18 protein-coding genes are annotated in these 20503 nt (G+C 53.9%); 11 read left to right on the top strand and 7 right to left on the bottom strand.

Annotated features, from left to right (window positions below; translation table 11 throughout):
* Window positions 1–31: 31 nt before the first annotated feature.
* Genes CWE14_RS04470 through CWE14_RS04460 form a run of 3 tightly spaced genes read left to right on the top strand, consistent with a single transcriptional unit; the run spans window position 32 to window position 2872 of the window.
* Window positions 32–835, top strand: a complete 804-nt coding sequence (locus tag CWE14_RS04470) for a hypothetical protein (RefSeq protein ID WP_126798295.1) — start codon at window positions 32–34, stop codon at window positions 833–835.
* Window positions 835–1890, top strand: a complete 1056-nt coding sequence (locus CWE14_RS04465; protein WP_126798294.1) for a DUF2169 family type VI secretion system accessory protein — start codon at window positions 835–837, stop codon at window positions 1888–1890. The genes CWE14_RS04470 and CWE14_RS04465 overlap by 1 nt, the downstream gene beginning before the upstream one ends.
* Window positions 1880–2872 (top strand): hypothetical protein, encoded by a 993-nt coding sequence (locus CWE14_RS04460; RefSeq protein WP_126798293.1) that lies wholly within the window; start codon window positions 1880–1882, stop codon window positions 2870–2872. Before CWE14_RS04465 ends, CWE14_RS04460 begins: the two co-directional genes overlap by 11 nt.
* Here the strand turns inward: CWE14_RS04460 and CWE14_RS04455 are convergent.
* Entirely contained in the window at window positions 2831–3760 is a 930-nt protein-coding gene (locus CWE14_RS04455; RefSeq protein WP_126798292.1) for a YeiH family protein, read from the bottom strand. The two genes, CWE14_RS04460 and CWE14_RS04455, sit on opposite strands and share 42 nt — an antisense overlap.
* A 104-nt stretch (window positions 3761–3864) precedes the next feature.
* Here CWE14_RS04455 and dinG point away from each other — a divergent pair, with 104 nt between their 5' ends.
* On the top strand, window positions 3865–5991 hold the full coding sequence (dinG, locus tag CWE14_RS04450; RefSeq protein ID WP_126798291.1) for an ATP-dependent DNA helicase DinG: 2127 nt from the start codon (window positions 3865–3867) through the stop codon (window positions 5989–5991).
* 9 nt (window positions 5992–6000) lie between these two features.
* On the opposite strand, the gene CWE14_RS04445 is transcribed toward dinG, so the two are convergent.
* Window positions 6001–7377: an MBL fold metallo-hydrolase gene (locus CWE14_RS04445; RefSeq protein WP_126798290.1), complete on the bottom strand. Its 1377-nt coding sequence runs from the start codon at window positions 7375–7377 to the stop codon at window positions 6001–6003.
* Window positions 7378–7552: 175 nt separating this feature from the next.
* Here CWE14_RS04445 and CWE14_RS04440 point away from each other — a divergent pair, with 175 nt between their 5' ends.
* Genes CWE14_RS04440 through CWE14_RS04430 form a run of 3 tightly spaced genes read left to right on the top strand, consistent with a single transcriptional unit; the run spans window position 7553 to window position 10373 of the window.
* Window positions 7553–9097: a putative bifunctional diguanylate cyclase/phosphodiesterase gene (locus tag CWE14_RS04440; RefSeq protein ID WP_126798289.1), complete on the top strand. Its 1545-nt coding sequence runs from the start codon at window positions 7553–7555 to the stop codon at window positions 9095–9097.
* Window positions 9060–9620 carry a gamma-glutamylcyclotransferase gene (locus CWE14_RS04435; protein ID WP_126798288.1) on the top strand — a complete coding sequence of 187 codons (561 nt, stop codon included), beginning with the start codon at window positions 9060–9062 and terminating at the stop codon, window positions 9618–9620. Before CWE14_RS04440 ends, CWE14_RS04435 begins: the two co-directional genes overlap by 38 nt.
* A gap of 15 nt (window positions 9621–9635) precedes the next feature.
* Entirely contained in the window at window positions 9636–10373 is a 738-nt protein-coding gene (locus CWE14_RS04430; RefSeq protein ID WP_126798287.1) for a sulfite exporter TauE/SafE family protein, read from the top strand.
* A 24-nt stretch (window positions 10374–10397) separates the two neighbouring features.
* Here CWE14_RS04430 and CWE14_RS04425 read toward each other — a convergent pair whose 3' ends face one another.
* Both CWE14_RS04425 and CWE14_RS04420 read right to left on the bottom strand, forming a co-directional pair.
* Window positions 10398–11612, bottom strand: a complete 1215-nt coding sequence (locus CWE14_RS04425) for a GGDEF domain-containing protein (protein WP_241972321.1) — start codon at window positions 11610–11612, stop codon at window positions 10398–10400.
* A 133-nt stretch (window positions 11613–11745) separates the two neighbouring features.
* On the bottom strand, window positions 11746–11922 hold the full coding sequence (locus CWE14_RS04420; protein ID WP_126798286.1) for a DUF1328 domain-containing protein: 177 nt from the start codon (window positions 11920–11922) through the stop codon (window positions 11746–11748).
* A gap of 153 nt (window positions 11923–12075) precedes the next feature.
* On the opposite strand from CWE14_RS04420, the gene CWE14_RS04415 reads away from it, so the two are divergent.
* Window positions 12076–12591 carry a protein tyrosine phosphatase family protein gene (locus CWE14_RS04415; RefSeq protein ID WP_126798285.1) on the top strand — a complete coding sequence of 172 codons (516 nt, stop codon included), beginning with the start codon at window positions 12076–12078 and terminating at the stop codon, window positions 12589–12591.
* 42 nt (window positions 12592–12633) lie between these two features.
* Here CWE14_RS04415 and CWE14_RS04410 read toward each other — a convergent pair whose 3' ends face one another.
* On the bottom strand, window positions 12634–13182 hold the full coding sequence (locus tag CWE14_RS04410) for an Mpo1 family 2-hydroxy fatty acid dioxygenase (RefSeq protein WP_126798284.1): 549 nt from the start codon (window positions 13180–13182) through the stop codon (window positions 12634–12636).
* A 90-nt stretch (window positions 13183–13272) separates the two neighbouring features.
* Complete coding sequence (locus CWE14_RS04405) at window positions 13273–15261, bottom strand: bifunctional 2',3'-cyclic-nucleotide 2'-phosphodiesterase/3'-nucleotidase (RefSeq protein WP_126798283.1); 1989 nt, start codon at window positions 15259–15261, stop codon at window positions 13273–13275.
* A gap of 142 nt (window positions 15262–15403) precedes the next feature.
* On the opposite strand from CWE14_RS04405, the gene CWE14_RS04400 reads away from it, so the two are divergent.
* On the top strand, window positions 15404–17362 hold the full coding sequence (locus tag CWE14_RS04400; protein WP_126798282.1) for a DUF389 domain-containing protein: 1959 nt from the start codon (window positions 15404–15406) through the stop codon (window positions 17360–17362).
* Window positions 17363–17376: 14 nt separating this feature from the next.
* Here CWE14_RS04400 and CWE14_RS04395 read toward each other — a convergent pair whose 3' ends face one another.
* Entirely contained in the window at window positions 17377–18219 is an 843-nt protein-coding gene (locus tag CWE14_RS04395; protein WP_126798281.1) for a prephenate dehydratase, read from the bottom strand.
* A gap of 103 nt (window positions 18220–18322) precedes the next feature.
* On the opposite strand from CWE14_RS04395, the gene CWE14_RS04390 reads away from it, so the two are divergent.
* Window positions 18323–19948, top strand: a complete 1626-nt coding sequence (locus tag CWE14_RS04390; RefSeq protein ID WP_126798280.1) for a serine hydrolase — start codon at window positions 18323–18325, stop codon at window positions 19946–19948.
* Window positions 19945–20502, top strand: coding sequence for a hydrolase (locus CWE14_RS04385; RefSeq protein WP_126798279.1), 558 nt, complete (start codon window positions 19945–19947; stop codon window positions 20500–20502). Before CWE14_RS04390 ends, CWE14_RS04385 begins: the two co-directional genes overlap by 4 nt.
* The last annotated feature ends 1 nt before the right edge of the window (window position 20503 follow it).

Raw genomic sequence — 20503 nt, 5'->3', positions numbered from 1 at the left:
GTCATTGTGAGACGAGCGGAGAACATCAAGCATGAAACAAGCTACAATTGGCGTATTAATTAACTTTGTCATGACTATTACAGCTTACATAGTCTGGCAGGAGACGCTTTCTTTCGGACCTTGGTATAGCGAGGTGGCTACCAAGTTAGGCTATGCATTCTACTTAAGCGTCGCTTCTTTGCTTATCTGTGGTGTTGGGCTGGTTTTAATTTTTTTGCACGACCGGGAGAAGGGAGCAATTCTTATTATTGCTGGTAGTATCGTATTTCTCCCCATTGGCTTAGTATCTGCACTGGCTGGTGCAAAGCTTCTGATCATCCTTCGCGGTGAAAAACGTAACCCCCAGCTTGCAACGCTCGATGAACTTACTCAGGCAACTCAGAACCAACCAAAGCCAGACACTGGAAGCAGTGCTTTCTACACGCAAAAATACATCTTCCTTACTACTCTGGCGATAGCCGCAGGTGTCGCTTTATCATTAACCAATCAACAGTACTGGGACGTCTCGCTTGAGCAGAGCATTAGCTACGCTATCCTTGGGACGATTGCAGTCGCTTGGTTCATCAGTTTCTTTACCCCTGCCGCTACCATCAACGAATACGAGTTAAAAATCGGTATGGGCCTGACCCCACAGCACAATCTGCTACTGAGCGAAATCACCGATATTGCTCGGGACTCAAATAAACTGATTGTTTTCTATCGTCTGGCTGAGTCAGGTGAATCTGGGCATGTCGTGATTGAACTGGCGTTGATGACCGCAAAAACCCAACAGCGAATGATTGGGACTTTAGTGGACAGATTAAAGCACGCTCCGATGAGCAAGGTTGTCGCCTGATGCCTGTTTTAGTCAACGAATCCAGGCTCCCAGCCTTATTGTTGCCCGGTTGGTCTCTCGACCGCCGATCTCAACAGACGGTCATTGTTAAGGCAACCTGCAACTTTGATCTCGACGGGCACCTCACGCTGGCTGACCAACAGCCTCCGCTGGTGTTAACCGACGCCTACCGAGACGAGCCAACGGCGAGCAGTCTGCTGCAAGCGAGTGAGGTGGGGCCTTTTAAGCAAACCGCTGAGTTTTATTTGTTTGGCACAGCGCACCCGGCTCATCCGGATGATACCAGTACGACCACAACCGTGTCGCTGCAAGGCCCTGACTGGCAGTTGCGAAAAACGTTGTTGGTAGTAGGCCAGCACCGCTGGAAACGCGGCTTGACTGGTCTCACACGAGGGCCGATTGAGCCGCTGCAGCCAACAGCGCTTACCTATGAACTGACCTACGGTGGCATGGACCCCAAAACAGGTACTCGCCTTGCCGATAACCCCGCAGGTCGGGGCTATAACCCCGGCGGCCGCCTACTGAACAACACCGATGCCCCCTGCATAGAGTATGAGTCTGAGTTCAAAGCGAATTTCAGCGGCGGAAACCGACCTGCTGGTTATGCACCATTGCCTGTTCAATGGGCGCCTCGCTACCGTCGGCTTGGTGAGCCGCTCTCAGAGCAGGCGCTTAATCAGTCGGTTTGCCCCTGGGGAGACGCTGTCGATCCTCGCGTTCATCATTGTGCGCCAGATGATCAGCAGTTACCGACTTTTATTACTGGTGGTGAGCAGCTGTATCTGGAGGGGTTTTTCGCTGGCTCACAGCGCTCAGTTGAGCTGACACTTCCCAGTGCTTTCACTCAAGTCCGTCTTTATCGTCAGCAGGCAACTGCTGAAACTTACACACTTGCCTGCGATACCTTGCTGATTGATACAGATAAAAAGCAGCTTAGTTTACTCTACCGTGCCGCGTTACCTACGCAGTCAGTGATGATGGATGCAAACGATGGCTGGCTGGTTGTATCACCGCATGTCGGCCCACAGTTTAACGAGTCTTACGATGCAAACTAATATCTACGTCACCGACTATGGTGTGTTACTTGCCACAGGCATGAAAACCGAGGCGCTGCTGCTCGCCACAATGGCACGGCTACCTTTAATGAAAGTCGACCCGACAACACCGCTGCTTCGGCCCGGCGATGCTGAAAGTCACCTGCCAGTGCAATTAACCTGCTGCGATAACCCAGAGTTTCTATGGGAAGCAGTCAACGACGTCGTACAACAGAAAGCCAACACTAACCACAGTGTGATACTGATGCTGCCTGATCCAGCAGAACCCCAAGGCGACGAGGTTAATCAGGGGGTTAGCGAAAGCATTGATGTTCCGGGCGTCACCACTGCGTACCCGGGGCAACTTTTCACTCAGTTCGAGCGGGCACTGGACCAGTTGCAACGAGGCGATATCGACCTGTTAACCTGCATTGGAGTTGATTCGTTGGTTAGCCATCCGTTGATGGCGGAGTGGCTACGATCAGGCCGTTTGCGAACACAGCAATATCCTGATGGCCGTGCGGTTGGTGAAGGGATGGGCTGGTTTACCCTGGGTTTGCAACCTGGTCAGGATGGCGCAGTGCAGTTTTATCCGGGCGCCTGGACCAGTGAACCTGTGCACCAACGTAGCAAAGAATATCAAGGTCTGGCTCTGTCCGTCGCGCCCTTTGTGCAGTCGATTCTTACTGAGGAACCTGACAGCTGGGTCTATAGCCGTTGTCAGACTCCGGATGACACGCTACAGGCCTTTATGGGCTTTCAATATCACTGGGGAAACAGAAACTATAAACGTCTCGAGCAGCTTTTCCCAGCACGCCAGGCGGGGGACTTAGGCGTAGCAGCATGGCCAGTGGCAGTAGCCCTCGCCTGTGAGCGACTGGCGTTCACCCCTTCCCCAAAACAAACTGCGATAGTCAGCGAGTCGCACCCTGACGGGCAGCATCGTAGTGTGTTACTGCGCTCAGAGCGCGAGCAACCACAACAAAGAACCACTGGCGACTAAACACCAAAGTACTGTCGCCAGAAGAATTGGCCGTATGCCTGCCTGGCGGATTTGGCTTAACTGCATAGACGCACCGAGCAAGTAAATACTTACAACCAGCAGGTTTTGCGCCAGCCATACCAGGTCTTCAAATAGCCACGCTAACTGCGGCAGCGTCTGCGCGAGCACCACAGCGACAAGAAACCAGGGCAAAAAGGACGGCAATGCGCTTAAGGTCTGGCGGGCTTTAGGTGCCTGGCGGGCAAACAACCAGACGCTGAGTAACACCAGCGGCACAATAAAAACGGCTCTGGCCAGCTTAAGGGTGGTCGCGGGTGCCAGTGAGTCAGGGTGAAAGGATTGCGCGGCGCCCACCACCGACGAGGTATCATGAATGGCAACGGCCGCCCAGACCCCAAAGGTTTGCGGATCAAGCGCCAGCCAGTGACCGATGACAGGAAAAATAATCAGGGCCAGGCCGTTGAGGATAAAGACACAACCAAGCGCTATCGCGATCTGTTCGCTACGGGCGCGAATGGCCGGAGCTACCGCGGCAATGGCGCTGCCCCCACATATTGCGGTCCCGGCGCCGATTAAGAAGCCGGTTTTTCGCGCCACACCTAACCAGCGTGTGACCCACCACGCCACTAGCAAGGTCAGTAGAATCGAGCCAATCAGTAAGCTCGCGTAGTCCCGGCCCAGGGTCACCGCGGTGCTCATCTGAACGCCAAAGCCTAACCCCACCACGGAGCAGGCTAATAAGGTTTTACTGACTTTTGCTGTGTTCAGCCTAACCGGCGCGGCACCGACAAAGGCGACCAGCAAGCCTAATAGCAGAGCATGCGCCGCGTGCACTTGCGGGTGCAGGCAGGCCAGTAATAAAACAATAAAAAGCAGTCGTTTCCACATCCGCGCTAGTGTAGCCTGACAAAGGCTACAACGCACCCCCTTGCTTGGGTATACTAGCGCCCCGTTGCTAACGCAGTCTTTTCTTAACCCGAGGTCTTTTGCTGATGGTTCCTGACAATGTAAAACAAAGCATGCAAAAGACGCTCAATGCGCTCCGTGACACGCCTGGCTTTACCAGCCGCAAAGGCCAGATGACGATGTTCGCTGAAGTGGCTAAGACGTTATTTGGGGTCTATCAGGAAGGCGACCAACCGCATCGCTCGCTGGTGATTGAAGGCCAGACCGGTGCTGGCAAAACCCTCGGTTACTTATTACCGGCGATTGTAAGTGCGATTAAGCTGAAAAAGCATGTGGTGGTGGCAACCGCCAATGTCGCCTTGCAGCAACAGATCATGAATCATGATTTGCCGCGCCTGCGCAAAGCAGGTCTGCATTTTGAACAAGCGTTTGTGGCGGGTCGTGGTCGCTATTTTTGTCGCCGTGACGCCGAAACCTTCGTTAACGACCAGGACGCCCCGGATCTGCTAACCGACGAAGCGGATGTGCAGCACCAGCGCAAGCATCGAACTCAGGTAGAGCAGTTGATTACCCTGTTCGATGCCAATCAATGGAATGGCCTGAAAGACGACTACCGCGGCAAACTAAGCCTTGAGCAGCCCTGGTGGTCGCAGGTGAATGCCAACCGCGACACCTGTTCACGGCGCAACTGCGCGCACTACGACAACTGCGCCTTCTTCGATGCCCGTAAAGATGTCCGTGACGCGCAGGTCATTGTGACCAACCACGCCATGCTCTACGCCGACATGCTCCATGTGCAGCCGGAAATGCGTTTATTGCCAGCAGCGAAAGACAGTATTTTTGTTTTTGACGAAGCGCACCATATTCGCGATACCTTTCGCAGCTCTCTCGCCGCCGAGCTTAACTTCGAACTCTTATCGAAGCTGGATCGCAACAGCGGCCGCCTGGTGAACCATATTCAAAGTCTGGTCAACGGGGCCTCTCTGGATGTGGTCAACGTCGATAACCTGGCCGTGCGCATGCGGGATGACTTTAAACTGATGAGCAGCGCGGCCAGCCAGATCATTGACTGTGCGCATGGCTATTTAGGCGAGGCTCGCGCCAGCGCCTTTAAAAAACCAGTTCATCGCTTTGAGCAAGGTGCTCTGCCGGAGCAACTGCAACTGCTGTTAAGCGAGCAGCTGCAACCAGCGCTAGAAGGGCTTAATGGAGCCTGTCAGAAGGTTAATGAGAAAATCAAAGACGCGCAGGAAAAAGCAATTAGCGATGACAGCCGCTTGCAAAACTACCTCGGTAGCCTGCGCAACCTGACTCAGACCGTGGAAAGCGCACTCAATGCCTGTGTGTTACTGAAAACTGAAATTAACCCTAAGCAGGGCATTGCGCGCTGGTTAACCCGCCATTCTGACCTGCGGGTCGATATTACCCTAAGTGCTACGCCGATTCAGGTTGGCCGCCAGTTTGAGCGTGAAATTGTCACCCCGGCCTTTGCCACTATATTCACCTCGGCGACATTGCAGTCACTAGGCAGCTTCCGCCGCTTTAGCGAGCAATTGAGCCTGTACCAAAAAGATGGCGTGCAGTTTCTGGTGATTGAATCACCCTTTGACTACAAAAAAGCGCAGCTGGTGACCTACCGTGACTTACCCGAGCCGAACTTTAACAATGAAGCAGCGCACACCAGTGCCATGCTCAAACGTTTTGGCAACGACATTGGCGAGCATAAAGCAGCACTGGTGCTCTTTGCGTCCAAGCGACAAATGCAGAGCTTTGTCGACAAGTTGCCAGCGGCACTGGCTGCTGACAGCCTGGTGCAGTACACCGCCACCCGCGACAGCTTGGTCCGTCGCCATAAAAAGCGTGTTGATGAAGGTAAGCGCTCGATTTTGATTGGCTGCCAAAGTTTTTCAGAAGGTCTCGACCTACCCGGCGCTTACCTGACCTTTGTAGGTATCGCCAAGCTGCCCTTTGCCGACGTCAATTGCCCGATTGCAGCCTCGGAAAGTGAATTCATTGAAGCGCAGGGCTTGCACCCTTTCGCTATGATCGCGCTGCCCGATGCCAGCCGTCGCTTGGTGCAATGTGTTGGCCGGCTCATGCGCAGTCAGGATTGTTATGGCGAAGTGCGAATTTATGACAGCCGCCTACAGACCAAGGGGTACGGCAAGCAATTACTGAATTGCCTGCCGCCTATGCTGCAACGAGTGGAGTAACCCCTGAATTTAATCAGTATAGGGCTCGGTGCTATAGCTCTGTTGCCAGGCCTGCATGCCGCCCCACAACACTTTAACCTGGTCAAAGCCCTGCCGCTTTAACAATGAGGCGGCGACGACTGCCCTCGTGCCGGAACCGCATACGGTAACCACCGGACGGTCTGAACGCAGGCCGCCCAGCTTACTGGAAAGCTGACCCAGGTACGCGGTATAGGCGCCGGAAATCACTCCGGTATCTTGCCACTCATCGAGCTTACGAACGTCCAGGATCTGGGTCTCAGACCCGTCCTGTAAGGCCGACGCCAATGCCGCTGCGGTGATATGTTGAAGCTGATTAACCTGCCCACGTTCAATGGTCCACTGATTGGTATTCAGTTTCCAGTAGCCACGCACATTGTCAAAGCCGAGACGGTAAAAATGCGCATACGCAGTGTTCGCCTGTGCTTCATTCTCAGCCAGCAGTACCAGCGACTTCTCTGGGTCCAATAACCATCCGGCATAGGCAGCTATCATGCCTATCGGCAGGGACAGTGTGCCGCCCAAGTGCTGGCCACTGAAGCACTCCGTCCCCCGCACATCAACCCAACTGCAGTCATTCAGTTCGCTCAGTTGCTGCATGCTCAGTGCCGGTAGTTCCTGCTGCAGGACAGGCGCCTGTCCATCCAGGTTGCGTTGCTCCATCAGCTTGAAATAGGGTGGCATATAGTGCTGCTCAGAGGTTTTATGGGCGATAAATGCATCCCGGTCACCGAGTAGCCGCAATGCCGGATTCGTTAGCCTTTCATGGCCGATAGACGAGAACTCGCGGTCGGACAAACCACCGCCGCAGACTGACCCGGCACCATGCGCCGGGTAGACCAGTACATGGTCTCCCAGTGCCACCAGCGTCTCGAGGCTGTCATGCAGCAGACCGGCGACCTCCTCGGCCCGGTCGGGATAAAAATCAGTCCGCCCGACATCACCAATAAAGAGCGCATCCCCGGTAAACACTGCGGTTGGGATACTGTTGTCGGCCTCGGTGTCATAAAGCACAATCGAGATGCTGTCGTCGGTGTGACCAGGGGTGGTCAATACGTCGAGCCGCAAACGCCCGAGCTGAATCGAAAAGTCGTCATCAAGTATCCTTGCATAAGCCACCTCGCCTTCCGGATTAGGGCCATGGTAAACGGTGGCGCCGGTTCGTTTGGCCAGAACCGGGGCACCACTAATAAAGTCTTCGTTACGATGGGTTTCGAAAATGGCTCGAATACGGCATCCGTGCTCACCTGCAAGTTGCTCATACACCCGGGTGTCGCGACGGGGGTCAATAACTACCGCTTCTTCCTGGTCACCAACCAGATACGATAAATGGGCCAGTCCATCGGTTTTGATCGTTTCAATAAACATGCTGTTCCCACCTCTGCCTGAAAACACGGTACCTAGCAAGGCTAGCTCAAAGTACGGCTTTCACAACCGAACGAGCCACAACGTAACGAGCTTCCCACAACTCGCTTCCATTGCTACAGTAGACATTAACTGCTGCTAAATTATACAAACCTCCCACTCCAGCAAAGGGGGCACTATGGCTCCAGCCAAAGCCGCAATGCGAATGACGGCGATTTATATTTTGATCGGTTTGGTGTGGATCCTGTTCTCTGACAGAGCGGCCGAATTTCTGGTTGTCGACCCGGCGGCATTAATGCGTGTGCAAACCTATAAAGGCTGGGCCTATGTAGTCGTCACCGGTCTTTTATTTGGCCTCTTGGCGTGGGTTTGGCTGCGCCGTCAACAGCAACTGCATGAACGGGACGCCCTTACCGGGCTTCTCAACTTATATATGTTTCGTGACGTTCTCTCCGAGCATCTTGAGGCCGCTCGCAGTGCCCACCAGCCATTGGCCTTGGTAGTTGTGAATATTGACGATTTTCGCCAGCTCAACAGTCAACTCGGTCAACGTCAGGGCGACCAGATGTTACAAGGGTTTGCCGAGAAACTGCGGACCCATTTCCCGCTCCATGCTGCGATTAGCCGAATTGCTGCGGATGAATTCTGCATCGCTTTGCGCGGTGTGTCGCCGCACGATAGCTTGCTCACTCAACTGGAAACCTTACAAACGGAGATCAAAGACAGCCTGCCAGGTACAAGCCTGCGTCAGCATAGTCCAACCGCCGCCACCTGCAGTATCGGCATTGCCTATTTTCCACAGGACGCCTCTCACAGCAAAGAGTTAATGAGCGCCGCCAACCTGGCTCTGACCGAGGCTAAAGAACAGGGCCGCGGCCAGCGCTGCGTGTACCGCGAGTCCTATGGGGAAAGCATTAATAAACGCGCTCAGCTAACAGCTGACCTACGCCAGGCGGAACAACGCGGTGAGTTAAGTATGGTCTATCAGCCTCAGTTCGCTGCCGGTGGGCAGCGCCTGGTTAGTGTAGAAGCCTTGCTCCGCTGGTCGCACCCCTTGCACGGTCAGGTGCCACCAGATGTCTTCATTCCACTGGCTGAGCAACAGGGTATTATCCGGGCGTTAACCGACTTTGCCTGTCAGCGGGTGCTCGATGACCTGCTCCCTCTGAAGCTTTTTAGCAAACTCGATCATGTGTCGGTTAACGTCTCAGCGCACGATATTAATGACCGCAACGCACTGGCCTCCTTCATCAGCCGTTTTTCGCACAATGCGCAGACCGCTGAACTTATTGCGGCAGGTAAAATACAGCTTGAGATTACCGAAACCGCTGTGATGCAAAACATCGACCACAGCCTTCAATTGTTGCAGCAATTAAAGGATAAAGGCTTTCGTATTGCGATTGATGATTTCGGTACCGGCTATTCCTCACTCGGCATTCTAAGCCGTTTGCCGGTTGATGAACTCAAAATTGACCGGCTTTTTGTGCGCGATATCGAGCGCAATCAAAACGATTTATTGATTGTCAGAACCATTGTAGCCATGGCCCATGCTCTCGATCTGCGAGTGGTAGCCGAAGGTACTGAAACGAAAACCCAGCTCGATTTACTGACAGAGCTTAACTGTGACCGTCTGCAAGGGTATTATCTGGGTAGGCCCGTTCCCGCAGCTCAACTAGAGGCACTCCATGGCACACGACACCCAGACTCTCAATCAGTCCCGTAACCTGTTTGGCGACCAGCAACAGATATGGCTGTTTGGCTACGGCTCGCTGATTTATAAAGTTGACTTTGACTACCTCGAACGCCGCCCTGCTCACATAGAAAACTGGACCCGCCGATTCTGGCAAGGGTCCCACGACCATCGAGGGACACCGGACGCTCCAGGCCGCGTCGCCACATTAATTGAAAAACCCGGTGCCATTTGCAAAGGAATGGCCTACCTGAATACCCCGGCGGTATTTGACCACCTCGACCACCGTGAGAAAAACGGCTACCTGCGCTTCACCACCGAAATGACCTTCGATAACGGAGACACGGCGCAAGGGTTGGTATACATCGCGACCGAGGAAAATGCGGCGTTTCTCGGTCCTGCATCGGCCTATGATATTGCCCGCCATATTAAATCCTCGACCGGCCCGAGCGGGCCGAATGACGAATATTTGCTGAAACTGGAAAGTGCACTGCGTGACATGCAGGCCGACGACGAGCATGTCTTTGAGATCGCTAGTCACTTACGTGAACTGTAACAACGAAGGGAAGGTATGAGCTGGGAGTTTGTAGTACTCGGTATCTTTGTCGGCATTGCCTTTACCAGTGAATCGATAACTGGTTTCGGCAGCATTGTTATTGCGGTGGCCTTAGGCAGCCTATTGTTCCCCATCCCGCAATTATTGCCCATTCTGGTGCCATTAAGTGTCTTTATGAGTAGCGCGCTATTTATCCGTTTTTTCCGCGATATCGACTTTCGGCTGCTTTTTAAACGCATGTTGCCGTTTATGCTGGCTGGTATGTTGCTTGGCATTGCCCTCTTGCAGGTGCTCAGTTCGGATGCACTCAAGGCTGCCTTCGCGGTCCTGGTGTTATGGTTTGCACTACGCGAATGGTACAAATTACAGCGCGGCATAATCACCCGTCCGAAACCAGTGTGGTGGCAGCCCTGGTGGACATTCTGTGCCGGCATCACCCACGGCCTTTTTGCCTCTGGCGGGCCCTTACTGGTGTATTCTATGAATACCTTTGCCATCGCCAAAGCCAATTTCCGCGCCACTCTGGTCTGTGTCTGGCTCGGTCTGAACCTGACCTATTCGGCTATTATGTGGCAACAGGGCCTGATTCAACCTGTACTACCCGTTATTCTGGCTTACCTGCCAGTGCTGGCAATCGCCTTCTGGCTTGGTCACCGCATCCACAAACGGGTTAACGAACGGCAGTTCAAACAGATTGTTTATGCCCTGCTAACCTTTTCCGCCGGCGCCATGCTGCTGTCGACGATTCCTTAGCTTTATAGCGCGCGCTAAACGAGTTTACAGAGAAACAAGGGCACAGTTACGACCGGCGTTCTTCGCCTTGTAGAGAATGCTGTCAGCACGCTTCAGCATGGCATCGGTACTCTCGCCGGGCCGGCGAATCGCGCAGCCAAGGCTAATAGTCACTTTAACTGTTTTCACCTTACCAGCACCGCCGCCACGTTTTTGCTGGCCTTTCTTACCGCTCACCGGTCGCCGCTGCGAACGCAGGCGTAACGGGTAGTTGGCTACACGCTGGCGAACAGACTCCAGCCGTTGGGTAATTTCCTCTTTATCCGCATGGCTAAAAATAAGTGTGAACTCTTCGCCGCCATATCGGAATGCTTTGCAGCCAGGTTCTTTGCGTAACTGAGCTGCAATCAAGCGCAAAACCTGATCGCCGACATCGTGACCATAGGTGTCGTTAAACTTTTTAAAGTGGTCCACGTCGAGCATAGTCACCGCACTGCGCCGACCGAGCTTACGCATTTCATTCATTAATGCCCGCCTTGCTGGGAGCTGGGTCAGCTCATCAACGTAGGCGAGATTGAGCATTTGCGTGGTCAGACCGAGTAACAGAGTCAGCGCCAGGGCAAACGCCGCCAGATTCATTAACTGCGGCTGTTGCGTGGTCAGTAACATCAACAACAAAAGCAGCGTGACCGCCAGTTCGGTCCATTCTCGCGGCTGACCGCTACGCTTGGCCCGAGGTATAAACCACACCCCAACCACCAGCAATGAAAACAACAACAATGGCCAGCTTAGTGACAAGCCAGCCACCAACGGGCGGGCGGCAAACAGATTAAAGCCCCACCAGTGCTGGGCATCAGCAAGTGATAATAACAGCAACAGCAGCGGCAAGCCGACCACAACCGCCAGCAGAGTAAGGCCAAGGGGTCGCCATAATGGAGGTTTCGGCAGCAGGCTCAGCAGCAATACCAGGGCGACCATTAACAACGGCAGAAATACCTGCAACACCGCTACGCCGTCCTCGGTGAGCGCCTCGGCCAGTACCCGTTGAGAGACAAAAAAGACACTGGCGACTAACCCCAGCCAATACCACCACGACCATTGCCGCATTAACCCAGCCAACGCGGCGACCGCACTGAGGCTGAGCCAGATGACCCAGCTTGAGGCCAGTGCATTGATAACCGGTTCAGCAACCGTGAATAAAGGCGGGATCACACTGACTGCAAGCCAGCCAAGCAAGGGTAAAATAACTAAGAATGGCAAGGGGGACCCTCAATGCAGCAACGACAAAATGTCAGGCCTAACGAATACCCGTATAGTACTGAAGAGTCGCCGAAAAAACAAAACCCGCACAAGGCGGGTTTTGACAAGTCTATCAGCTGATTCAGACACCAGGTCAGGCTTTAGGCCCGCGACCTCGCACTGCATTGGCAATCAAAGAGACTACCAACAGAACAATGAAAATAAAGAAAATCACCTGAGCAATTGAAGAAGCCGCACCTGCGATTCCACCGAACCCCAATACAGCCGCAACGATCGCGATAATGAAAAATAACAGAGCCCAACCTAACATGTATGTCTCCTTTCGTTCAGTTCAATTTAATACCAACTAAAACATAGCAGTAAATTTTCACTGCGCACGTCTGCAGATTTCATTACTGCCTGCTAACATTAAGTGAAACCACGTCATAACTGACGTAGCGACTCACCAAGGAGAAACGTAAAGATGATTAAAATATTGAAAATACTCTTGTTTTCGGCATTTGTAAGCATGCCAGCCTGGGCCTCAGGCATTCCGGCGTCAGTGCAGGAGGTTTCTCATATTCACCGTCCGAATGACATGCACTACACCGCCGGACAACCGACTGAGGCACAAGTGCAAGCCTTCGCTGACTTAGGAGTACGTCATGTGGTCGACTTGCGCCCACCGGAAGAATCCAGCGACATTAACGAAGCCGCCTGGGTGTCTGCCAGTGGCATGGCCTATTACCATATCCCTATCGCCAGCGGCGAGGACTTAAATTCTGAGCATGTGGAAGTGCTCGATACCATCTTGCAACGCATCGGTGACGAACCAGCACTCTTACACTGCGCCAGCTCCAACCGAGTCGGTGCCATGATCGCATTACACGCGGTATGGCATGACAATATGGAACTGGAAGAAGCAATTGAACGTGGTAAGGACTATGGCCTGACAAGCCTGGAAAGCGTGGTTCGCCAACGCGTCGCTGAGAACGATTAAACAGTACCCTAACAGAGACACTGCCAGCACTTAGTTTCAGTTTCAGTCGCTGGCAGATGCCGCTTGATCAGGATTCTGTTCAACCTCGGTCATCAATACGGCCACCCGGTCTTCGACATCATGTCGCAGTGAGCGGCGTAAACCGAGCATGAAAACCACTTCGGCAACCACGAACAACGGACCTATAACCAGTCCAACAATGTCATCAACAAAGGCTGGCTTGCGGCCTTCAAAATAGTGGCCGACGAACTGCCACACCCAGCCCACAATAAATAATCCAATGCCCCAACTTAACCAGGCAGCGGTCGTCAACCCGGCAAATTCGGCCGCAGCCCATAAGGCCAGCACCAGAAGCACCGCCATCAGCAGCCCTAACCCCCGGTCCAGGCGAACGTAATAGACAACCGCGGCGATACTAACCAGCAGCGCCGGGGTCACTGCGAGCCCCGCTACTGAAAATAGTAACGGCCGCGAAAGTAGCGTCAGTAACGCCACGACGATAAGCGGTATACCGATAAGATGGGTTGCGATGTTCTTTCTATTGCGGTGATAACAAGCGTACTTCGCGAGCTGCTCAGTCACAGTTTTCATAGCGGTGCTCCTTTTTTGTTTTAGCATACGCCGAGCATAGCGCGGCGGCAAGTACGCGCGCACTGCCTTTCTCCGGGTGCTGTCAGGCTCCTACGGGAGCACCCGATAGACTGCAAACCCTTCGCCGAATTCATGGTCATGGTAGTCTGGTAAATGCTCGATATCACGCAACTGGGCGGCCTCTTCGCGCGCCGCTGCACTTCCCGCCGACTGCATCAGGGCACGAGCACCACGGGGCAACGCCAGGTGCCAGTGTATATCCAGTTCTGGGGCCAGGACCCCCTCATTCGTTGCTGCCTGCCGGCGCAAATAATCTGCTACCAGCTGACGAGTCTGCTCGGCACTCTGGTACACCGTTAAACTACCATCCAGATGAGGAAAGTTACCGCCCCCTGAGGCCCGGTAGTTATTGGTGACGACTAAAAATTCGTCGTCCCGTGAAACCAGCAGTCCCTGATACCGCAAATTGTAAACCCGGTGATGACGTGGATGGATTAGCTCACCGTCGGCGTTGAAACGTGCTGGGTGGTGCGGCTGAATTTCGTACGTAACACCGCGGATAATGTCAAAATTGTAACTCGCGACATCCTCTCTCAGCAGCCATTCGTTGCTCTCCGGTTGCATACTGATCTGTTCATAGGCACGCGCGCTCATCTCCAGCCAGTCGCGCAACTGAGCGCCATTCACCCGCACCACCTGCAAGGTATTGGGGTAAACATACAGGTCACTCAGGTTGCCCAACGTAAGCTCGCCGGCTGCAATACTGGTGTAATCAGAAGACCCCTGACTGCCGTTTCTAAAGGGTGCGGCAGCACTTAAAACCGGTAAGTCTGTGGGTAGAATGCCCTGTTGTTGCAGTGTTTCGCCATGCGTCTGTTGCGCTTCATTGATCAACTGCACCGTCAGCTCCGGGGTCACCATTGCAAAATGATTCCGTAACGGGGTTTGCAACGACGCCACAGGCTGATTTAAGCGTTGCAGTGTCTCGCTGTGGGCGTTTGCCACGCTGGCATCCACCTGAGCATGAGTACGTTCGTCGATTTCACGCAGGCTCACCTGACTGCCCGCAACCTGCCAGCCCTGGTCGTAACGCAGCTGCAAATCTATCAGCCCGAGGTGGCTTCCCCAGTAACCCGGCTGTACCGCTGGCACCCCATGAATATAGCCGCCATCGTTATCGACGCCGGGTAAATCATCATAATCACTTGCGCCTGGAAATACGCGGTGCTGATGGCCAAATAAAATGACGTCAATGCCCGCTACTTTGGCCAGCTGCAGACTGGCCTGCTCAGCAAATTGCGGATAATGGTCAAAGTTCTGCAACCCCGAGTGCGGAACCGCAACCACAATGTCGGCCCCCTGCTCTCGCATCAACGGGATATAGTGTTCGGCCGCTTTGACCATATCCTGAACCTGGATTTTACCGTCCAGATGATGGGCGTCCCAGTTCATGATCTGCGGAGGCACAAAACCAATCACACCGATATTCAGTTGATGTGTGCGACCATCACTGGCAACAAAGTCACGCTGCAAAATGACATAAGGCTCGACCAACGGCTCGGCTGAGCCAAAAGGAACGTCCTGTTTGCCGCTGCTCTCTGCGCTCGGGGCTATAAAGGTATTCGCACTAATAAACGGGAAATCTGCCTGGGAAAGCGTCGCTTGCAGAAATTCGAGGCCAAAGTTGAATTCATGGTTACCCAGGTTGGCGACGTCATACTGCAGGGTGTTGAGCGCAGCAATCACCGGGTGAGTCTGCTGCGTTAAGTAGGAAACCCCTTCGCCAGCGACATAATCGCCCAGCGCTGAGCCCTGAATCACATCGCCGTTATCAATCAGCACCGAGTTGGCGCTTTCACTGCGCGCCTGCTCAATAAGGACCGCCGTGTGAGCGAGTCCGTAGTCGCTGGTCGGTTGCTGGGCAAAGTAATCATAGCCTTTCATATAGGCATGCAGATCCGTGGTCTGCATCAGCCGAACCTGCATACTGGTGCCGGGTGCGGGGCCTTGGGTGGTGGCACAGGCGCTGACAAGAATCGCCCCGGTAACAACACTGGCAATAAATAAAGATGACTTCATTGGTGGCTCCTCGTAACATTCAACACAGTCCGCAAGCGAGCTAAGCAAACACAAAGTGGTTAAGGCTACCCTATTCTAAGCCACGGACTCCAGCTGCGCCGACTATTTTAGGCAAAGATTTACCCGCTAACGGAGAGATCAGATGACCACGGAAAAAAATAACACCAGGTATGTCGAGAAAGCACTGGTCGTGTACCCCAAAGATCAGTTTCCGTTGCTGGAAAGCATCCATAGTTTTGCCCTGACCCATCAAATCGAGTTAATCGATGCTGAGCTCGACGACTTTCTCCAGCGTCCCGGTTATTACAGTGACCAGGCGGACCATGTGGTGGCCCTGGTCACCGACATGAATGTTCGTGAATTCATCGACTTAGCTAAAACACTAAACTTTTCGTTAGGCTTAGTCCCGTTAGAAAAGGGGCTCATGCTGAGCCAGTGGTTTAAGCTACCCAAACAAACCAGCGACGCTATCCGTCTGGCCTTTGAGAATGACCCGGAAGCACTCGACATTCTGCGCTGCAATGATGAAATTGTGCTCGGGACCATGAACCTGGGTGAAACACCATTCCTTAATCAACGCAGCAGCCTTTATCTGCGCCGAAACCAGTCCGCCTGGCGTTTTTCACTCTATTGGCTGGCATTACTCTGGTCCAGTATCCAGACGTTGTTTTCTATCAGAGCGGTGCCGGTGGTTCTTTCGACCACACGCAAACAAAAAATCCGCACCGTTATCACCGGGCTTATTGCGTTTGAAAACGATCTGCAAGGTGGTGCGGCGCGTCTCCTAAATACCAGTCTCTCGGCACAGGATGCGCGTTTCTCGGCCATTGTTATTGCGCCTAAATCCATCGTCCAGTACCTGGCCTTTATTTTTGCCACCCTGAGCCGTAAGCGTCGCTCGTTACAACGCCTGCCAGCCGCGCTCAGTTATATCAAAGCCGATACACTGACCATTGAGTCCGCGCAAACACTAAAGTTCTACCTCGATGGACGACCCCGTAAAGCGAGCACCATTGAGCTGACCATGTTTCCGCGTGCCGCGCGCATTAACATGAGTGACGCCTACCACGACATGCATTTGGCCCGGGATGATAACAAAGACACCATGCGCATCGAGAACCTGCCACAGAATGAAACCCGGGTTGCCAATATTAGTCGTCGGTTGCCGTTTTTCACCCATGCCCTGGAAGATGACTTTAAAGAAGCCTTTGTTCAGCTGCGCGACAATGCGACCCCAAGCCCCGATTACGTGGCATTAATGATGCTTAGCACCATGGTTGCGGCGATGGGTCTGTTCGTGAACAGCGCGGCGGTGATCATCGGGGCGATGATCCTGGCGCCATTAATGGCGCCGCTGGTCTCCGCGGCGATGGCGATTCTGCGCGGTGAAGGCAATTTATTTGCCCAGTCGGCGCGGACCATTGGTATAGGGATTGGCTTATCACTGGCAACTGCCGCGATCATCGCCCGCCTGTTCCCGATTGAGCAGATAACCCCGGAGATCCAGGGCCGGCTGCAACCTGCCATTCTCGATTTAGGCATCGCGATTGCCTGTGGTGTCGCAGGCGCCTATGCCTATGCCCGCAGCTCGGTGATGCGCAGTCTGCCGGGGGTGGCGATCGCCGTGGCGCTGGTGCCACCCCTTTGTGTGGTCGGCATCGGGCTCGGCTGGTGGCGCTGGGACATGGTCTACGGGGCAGGCCTGTTGTTTGTTACCAACTTAGTCGGCGTGATAGGCGCCGCGGTCATTACCTTTCTCGTTCTTGGCTTCGCCCCGGTTCAGCGCGCCAAGCGGGGTCTGGCAATAACCGCGGTGTCGATTGTGCTGATTACCATTCCTCTGTCGCTGTCGTTTGCCGGCATGTATCAGCACTGGCAGTTCGAGCGTGACACGGCGCAACGGGTGTTTCTGTTATCTGATGTTGAGGTACGTCTGGTCAATGTCGATGTTAGTCTGAGCCAGGATACTATCGTCCTTCGAGCTGAAACGCTGGCAGCGGCACCCTTGTCGCCGGAGCAGGCGTTGCAGCTGAAAGCGCAACTGGAGTCACGCTGGGAGCGCGACGTCGTGTTGGAACTTGGCCATCGAATTCGCCTGTAATACGACGTTCAGCTCTAGCCATAACAGCCGAGCACTTTGACCCGGGTGATTTGTTGCAACGCCCGCAGCGCGCCCTGCATGGCGATATTGTTCAGACTCGCTTCGACGTCCATAAAGAAATGGTATTGGCCAAACCCCTGGCCAGTGGGTCGCGATACAATTGATGACAGGTTCAGACGCCGGGTCGAAAAGCAGTGCAACACTTGCTCAAGCAAACCCGGACGGTCATTGTCATTCATCACCATCAGCGATGTTTTACGGGCTACGCCGTCCTCTACAATAACGTCTTCAACCTGAGCAGGCCCGGGTGCCAGCAGCAAAAACCGGGTGGCATTGTGACTGTAGTCGTGTACGTTAGTCTGCCGCCAAGGCATAGTATCCGCCGCTGCATCGGCCAATAAATGGTTCGGCACAATGGCCATCGCCCCCTGACCGAATTCCGCCGCCAGTAGCAGTGACTCGCTGTTGCTTTGCGTCGTCAGGATCTCCACATCACCCAGTGCATCGATAAAGTCCCGACATTGGCCGCTGGCAACAAACTGCACATACAAGCGCTTACACTCAGAAAGTTCCCCCACCGCCCCGCAGGCACTGAATTCAATCGACTGGTAGTGCTCGCTGACAATATGCAGATCGGCAGTGACCAGATAATCCAGCACGACAGGTACGAAGCCTTCTGATATGTTCTCTATAGGTACCACTGCATAGTCGGCTTCATCGGGCAAAGCCTGCAGGCAGCGTTGCAGATGACTGTAGTAGACCAGCCTGGCACCGAAGACGACGCCGGGTTGCTGCTGATACATAGTCGCAACCACATCAGAATAAGTGCCTGGTGGCCCCAGGGTCGCAAGTTTCACGGCGTACCTCGTGGTTAAAAGCTCGATACTATTTCAGCCAGCTTGCCGGTTGCAAGTACTTCCGTGACCACGTTTTTTATTAATCGTTACTAAAAGGCCTCCCATGTTAAGTTCATCCCGCCGCTCCATCGCTAGTTTTCACTCTGCCATGCGCCAGCTTGTCGTTGCTGCCAGTACCGCCGCGGTGCTTTGCCTGCCGGCTGCAACCCAGGCCGCTTCCCAGCTTAACCCGGATGGCAGGGTCAGTCTTGATGACTACATCGAACGCGGTCGCGTTCAGTGGCAGGTTCCCGGCATGGCGGTCGCCGTCGTCCAAAATGACGAAGTCATTTACGCCAAAGGCTTTGGCGTGCTCGGCCTTGAGCAACAACAGGCGGTCAACCCGCACAGCCTGTTCGGCGTCGCTTCAACCACCAAGGCGATGACCGCAGCAGCGTTGGCGATATTGGTCGATGAAGGCAAACTCAACTGGGATGACCGCGTGATTGACCATTTACCCTACTTCCAGTTAAGTGACCCCTGGGTGACTCATGAGGTTCGCATCCGCGATTTGTTAAGCCATCAGGTCGGCGTTGGTCGGATGACCGGTAACCAGCTGCGCTACATGCCAACCGCCAGCCGCGAAACCGTGATCCGGCAAATGCGCCACCTTGAGCCTGAAGCAGCGTTCCGCTCCCGTTATGTGTACAGCAACGTGATGTATTCAGCCGCAGGGGAAATTGTTGCAGCCGTGTCGGGCATGTCCTGGGATGATTTTATTGCCCAGCGTCTGTTTGCGCCACTGAACATGGCGCGCAGCAACACCTCAATCACCCAGTTCACAGCCGACGATAACAATATCGCCTGGCCACATCAGTATATTGAAGGCGACATTGTTCCCATTCAACGACGGAATTTCGACAATGTTGGCCCTTCCGCGTCAGTCAATACCAGCGCTCATGACATGGCTCAGTGGATCCGTTTACAGCTCGGTGAACCTGGGGTCTATGCCGGGGAGCGGCTGATAAGTGAAGAAACGATGCAACAGATGCATCAACCGCAGATCGCGCTTTCCCGAAGCGACCGCAATGAACCCGTGCGAGCCTACGGATTTGGCTGGACGCTGAACAGCTATCGCGGACTCGCTACCTCCTCTCATGGTGGTGCTACCGACGGCTTCAATACCAGCTTAACCCTGGTTCCAGAGCTTGATCTCGGCATCGTTGTGATGACCAATACCTTTGAAAACTACCGTCCCGCTGTGGTCAATGAAATCATTGATCGGGTCGCTGAGTTGCCTGTCAAAGACTGGCAACGAGAGTACTTCGACGCCTACCAGGCCCGCTTCGACCAGGCCATGGAAGAGCGCGAGCGCATAGAGGCGAATCGCCAGACAGGCACACAGCCAAGTTTCACCCTGACCCAAATGGCTGGCCGCTATGTTGATGACCTCTACGGCGAGATTGAAGTCTATGTCAATGACAACGGCGGCCTGTCGCTGCACCTGTGGAATGATGGGCAAAGTCTGCTCGATCTTGAACACTGGCATCACAATACCTGGCGGGCCAGTTACCACAACCGCGCACAACGCGAGAAGTTCGTCTATTTTAGTATGGACGCTGAAGGCAAGGTCGAAGGTCTGAATATACGTTTCACCCTGCGTCCTGTACTGACGCAGGTAGGACTCTACCCGACTAATTACTATCGCGACGTTCATTTCAGCCGTAAGACAACGCCGGAGGCGCCATGAAACATGCCGCATTAATCAATCGTCACAGCAGTTTTCTATTGCTGATTGATATCCAGCAACGCCTGGCGCCCGCCATTGCCGACAGTCAGGCAATTATAGAGCGCAACAGCTGGTTGCTGCAGGTGGCTGCTGAGTTGGACGTGCCCGCGATCGTCACTGAACAGTATCCGCAAGGGCTCGGCCACACGGTGAGCGAACTGACGGAGCTGGTGAAAGCGGCTGAAGTAATGGAAAAAACCCATTTCAGTGCCTTCGCCGAAGACGATATTGCTACCTGCCTGAAAGCGTTAAAACGGCCACAGGTTATTCTAACCGGCACCGAAACCCATGTTTGCGTATTACAAACGGCCCTCGACATGCAGGCTGCCGGTTTTCAGATCTTCGTGGTGGCAGACGCAGTCGGTTCGCGCAATTCCACCAATAAAGAACTGGCCTTACAGCGCATGCGGGATGCTGGCTGCGTTGTCGTCAGTAGCGAGATGGTGGCCTTTGAGTGGCTTCAGCAAAGCGCTACTGACGAATTTCGTCACATTAGTAAAACCTATATCCGCTAGT

The organism is Aliidiomarina soli (genome assembly GCF_003986975.1).
Taxonomy (GTDB): Bacteria; Pseudomonadota; Gammaproteobacteria; order Enterobacterales; family Alteromonadaceae; genus Aliidiomarina; species Aliidiomarina soli.
The sequence above is the reverse complement of the archived record's forward strand: the minus strand, read 5'-3'. Positions and strand labels throughout refer to the sequence as shown.

What these genes read in the sequence shown, in the direction of transcription:
- CWE14_RS04470 (WP_126798295.1), top strand. Translation starts at nt 32, where the DNA reads ATGAAACAAGCTACAATTGGCGTATTAATTAACTTTGTCATGACTATT.
- CWE14_RS04465 (WP_126798294.1), top strand. Translation starts at nt 835, where the DNA reads ATGCCTGTTTTAGTCAACGAATCCAGGCTCCCAGCCTTATTGTTGCCC.
- CWE14_RS04460 (WP_126798293.1), top strand. Translation starts at nt 1,880, where the DNA reads ATGCAAACTAATATCTACGTCACCGACTATGGTGTGTTACTTGCCACA.
- CWE14_RS04455 (WP_126798292.1), bottom strand. Translation starts at nt 3,760, where the DNA reads ATGTGGAAACGACTGCTTTTTATTGTTTTATTACTGGCCTGCCTGCAC.
- dinG (WP_126798291.1), top strand. Translation starts at nt 3,865, where the DNA reads ATGGTTCCTGACAATGTAAAACAAAGCATGCAAAAGACGCTCAATGCG.
- CWE14_RS04445 (WP_126798290.1), bottom strand. Translation starts at nt 7,377, where the DNA reads ATGTTTATTGAAACGATCAAAACCGATGGACTGGCCCATTTATCGTAT.
- CWE14_RS04440 (WP_126798289.1), top strand. Translation starts at nt 7,553, where the DNA reads ATGGCTCCAGCCAAAGCCGCAATGCGAATGACGGCGATTTATATTTTG.
- CWE14_RS04435 (WP_126798288.1), top strand. Translation starts at nt 9,060, where the DNA reads ATGGCACACGACACCCAGACTCTCAATCAGTCCCGTAACCTGTTTGGC.
- CWE14_RS04430 (WP_126798287.1), top strand. Translation starts at nt 9,636, where the DNA reads ATGAGCTGGGAGTTTGTAGTACTCGGTATCTTTGTCGGCATTGCCTTT.
- CWE14_RS04420 (WP_126798286.1), bottom strand. Translation starts at nt 11,922, where the DNA reads ATGTTAGGTTGGGCTCTGTTATTTTTCATTATCGCGATCGTTGCGGCT.
- CWE14_RS04415 (WP_126798285.1), top strand. Translation starts at nt 12,076, where the DNA reads ATGATTAAAATATTGAAAATACTCTTGTTTTCGGCATTTGTAAGCATG.
- CWE14_RS04410 (WP_126798284.1), bottom strand. Translation starts at nt 13,182, where the DNA reads ATGAAAACTGTGACTGAGCAGCTCGCGAAGTACGCTTGTTATCACCGC.
- CWE14_RS04405 (WP_126798283.1), bottom strand. Translation starts at nt 15,261, where the DNA reads ATGAAGTCATCTTTATTTATTGCCAGTGTTGTTACCGGGGCGATTCTT.
- CWE14_RS04400 (WP_126798282.1), top strand. Translation starts at nt 15,404, where the DNA reads ATGACCACGGAAAAAAATAACACCAGGTATGTCGAGAAAGCACTGGTC.
- CWE14_RS04390 (WP_126798280.1), top strand. Translation starts at nt 18,323, where the DNA reads ATGTTAAGTTCATCCCGCCGCTCCATCGCTAGTTTTCACTCTGCCATG.
- CWE14_RS04385 (WP_126798279.1), top strand. Translation starts at nt 19,945, where the DNA reads ATGAAACATGCCGCATTAATCAATCGTCACAGCAGTTTTCTATTGCTG.